The sequence below is a fragment of the uncultured Campylobacter sp. genome, from assembly GCF_938045595.1.
Lineage (GTDB): Bacteria > Campylobacterota > Campylobacteria > Campylobacterales > Campylobacteraceae > Campylobacter_B.
In genome coordinates this window covers 1-2,944 of record NZ_CALIBB010000224.1, presented here as the reverse complement: position 1 = coordinate 2,944, position 2,944 = coordinate 1, and the positions used below count along the sequence as shown (strand labels likewise).

2 protein-coding genes and 2 pseudogenes are annotated in these 2,944 nt (G+C 52.8%); all 4 read left to right on the top strand.

The genetic code is table 11. The features are described from left to right. Nucleotides 1-1,218, top strand: a pseudogene (locus Q0340_RS08730) (hypothetical protein); the annotation flags it as partial. A 57-nt stretch (nucleotides 1,219-1,275) separates the two neighbouring features. Then, nucleotides 1,276-1,908, top strand: coding sequence for a tetratricopeptide repeat protein (locus tag Q0340_RS08725; protein WP_298083000.1), 633 nt, complete (start codon nucleotides 1,276-1,278; stop codon nucleotides 1,906-1,908). A gap of 168 nt (nucleotides 1,909-2,076) precedes the next feature. Then, nucleotides 2,077-2,634, top strand: a complete 558-nt coding sequence (locus Q0340_RS08720) for a histidine phosphatase family protein (protein WP_298082999.1) — start codon at nucleotides 2,077-2,079, stop codon at nucleotides 2,632-2,634. A 153-nt stretch (nucleotides 2,635-2,787) separates the two neighbouring features. Then, a pseudogene (locus Q0340_RS08715) lies at nucleotides 2,788-2,944 on the top strand (formate--tetrahydrofolate ligase); the annotation flags it as partial.

Below are 2,944 nucleotides of genomic sequence, written 5' to 3'. Positions count from 1 at the left end.
GGCGGCATAAAATTTGCTGGGGCGGATCTTTTGGAAGGCGGAGAGAATTCTGCCGGCGATTTTGAGGCTAGGCAGCAAAGCAGCGAAGCTCTCGCGCAGAATGGACCTAATTTTGCAGGCTCGCAAGAGGGCTTAAGCGGCACTTCTGATCGCGCCGCGGAGGATCTTTGCGAATTACACAGTGAGGGAGATTACCGAGATTTAAGTATTTTAAATGCTCAAAATTCCACAAATTCCATAGACTCCGCCGCAATAAATTCCGCAAATTCCGAAAATCTTGCTGCTGCAAAATTTAAAAATCGCGTGAATACGCAAAGCCCTGCCGCGTCAAATTCTAAAATTTCGCCCTTTGCGCGATTAAAGAAATTCTTTTTCCCACGTTCTTTGCGCGAGGATTGCGCGCAGAGTTTCGCCGCGGCGATTATGCGCGTTTGCGAGGGCTTTATTTCGCAGCAATGCGCTCGCGATTTGGGCAGCGCGATGGCTGGGGCGCTTGGCGTGCTAAGTCCACGCTATGATCGCGCGGTGTGGTGCATAGGCGGAGGCGCGCTTATCGCAGCGGCTGCGCTGGCGTGCGAGGGCTGCTTCGAGATGATCTTTGCGGAGCATTATTTTTGGGCACTTGCATGTGGCGTGGCAATCGCTGCTGCGGGGCTGTTAGGCGGTGTGGCGCTGTGGCTGGCAAGCGCAGTGCGGTGCACCGTAAAAGCTCGTAAAATTCCGCGAGAGTATCGCTGCGGCAGGGGCGGCGCGGCGTTTGCTCGCTTTTGCAAAGCTCTGCTCTGCGCCGTTTTGGCTAGCGCAATCTACGGAGGTGCGGCAAATATGGTCTACGTGCCGAAAACCCTCGCAGCAGGGCTGCTGCGAGGGTGGATGCCTACATTTTTTGAGGACGAAAATTCCACTTCCGTGAGTGATGGCGTAAATTCTGCAGACGAAAATTCTACGAGCGCAAGCTCTAGCGGCTCTGAAAGCCCTGCTTTAAATTCCGCTTCCGGGGCGACTAAGGATTCCGCTGCGATGCAAAAGGATAAAATTTTATATATCCAAAAAAGCATCGGAGTGAGGCAGGACGGGATTTTTGGCGCACGCACGCTAAAAAAGGCGAGAGAGGTTTTGGATCAAAATCTAAGCGGCGTCGATGAAATTTACGAAGCTCTAAAAAGCAAAGAGCAGGCGAGAACGAACCCGAACCCTAGCGATCAAACTGCGCCTTAACGGTAAATCCGCGACTTAGGCTTGGCGGGCGATCTTAAAAAATCAAAAAGGACTAAAATGAAAAATAAAATTTTAATTCTAGCGCTTATCGCGACGCTTGCTGCAAATTTCGCGCTAGCCGAAAATTTTGAAATCACTGCAGACGATATAAGCAGGGCTACAAAATCCTGCGATAAGGGCGATATGAAGTCGTGCGGGGCGTTAGCGCAGGTTTATAATTATGGCTGGGGCGTGCCGCAAGATCTGCTAAAGGCTGCGCCGTTATACGTCAAAGCTTGCAAAGGCGGCGATGTGGAGTCGTGCGTAAATTTAGGCATTTTGTATCAAAGCGGAGAGGGGATGCCGCGCGATGAGGCGAAGGCGGCGGAGCTGTTCGACAAAGCCTGCAATGACGGGCACGCGATAGGCTGCAGTAACGCAGGCTCTGCGTATATGGGAGGCAGAGGCGTGCGCAAAGACGCTATAAAGGGCGTAGGTTACTATGTGCGCGGTTGCGACATGGATATCGTGGACAGCTGGCTTGCGTGCTTAAATTTAGCGCGTCTTTACGAGGGCAGTGATAATGTTAAAGCCGTGCAGTACTACAAAAAAGCTTGCGAGCTGGGCGGCAAGGATAGGTTTATGAGCTCGGTAGCGGAGCATGAAAGGGCATGGCAAAGCTCATGCGAAAGCTACGAAAGGCTTAAATAGCCCGCAAATCCATGCTTTGAAGCAGACCCTCGCGCTCGCCGTGGCTACGGAGTAAGAACCATAGCAGATTTCGCATAAATAGTGCAAATCTAAACATTAAGTATCCTGTGGGAGCGGAAATATAACGACGCAAGTTCTTAGCAGGCTCGTATTTTAGGAGGCAAAATCATGACGCTAGCGCTGATCCGCCACGTTACGCCGCTGATCGATCGCGGCGTGTGCGACGCCGCAGAAGCGGCACGGCGCGCGATCCTGTATGACGCTACGCAAAGCTTAGCTTTGTGGCAAACCGATAAATTTAAAAGCAGCGCCGCATACGAAAAGCTCGCTCGCATAAGCCGAGTATGTTCCTCTCCGCTGCCGCGCGCCGCGCTTACGGCGCAAAAGCTATTCCCACAGCGAGACATAGAGCATTTGGAAGCTTTACGCGAGTTTAATCTACGAATATTCCCCGTGCCGCTAATAAAAATGCCGTTTGATTGTTGGCTCGTGCTCTCGCGCCTGCTGTGGCTGTGCGGCATGAACCCTAGCGGCGCAAGCGCGAAAGCAGAACGGCGGCGCGCGCTTGATCTGGTGCCGTCGCTGTCGGAAGCGGACACGGCGGTGATTGCGCACGGCTTCGTGTTGCGCGTAATACGCCATGGCACGCGGCAGGCAGGCTATCGCTTGATACGCCGCTTTTGCGAAGACTGCTTCTGCGTAGAAATTTGGCAGCGCGCCGCGTAGAGATACCGCTCTGCGCGAAATTTTGAAATTTTGCGTTTTGTAAATTTTAAATTTAATGCGCCGTTTGACAGCTGTCGCGAGGCGGCGAAATTTTATCATGCAATGAGCGCTGCTTTTTGAATACGGATAGCCCGCCGCCGCGAAGTAAAATTTAAACCATACGGCGCGAGCGAGGTCGTTTTTGAGCCCGAGGCGCAAAAGGCGCTACAGCACATCAAAGCCTTGGGGCTTGAGCGGCTAAACGTCTGCATCGCAAAGACGCAGTATAGCTTCAGCGACGATGCCAAGGCGCTTGGGCGCGCACGCGGTT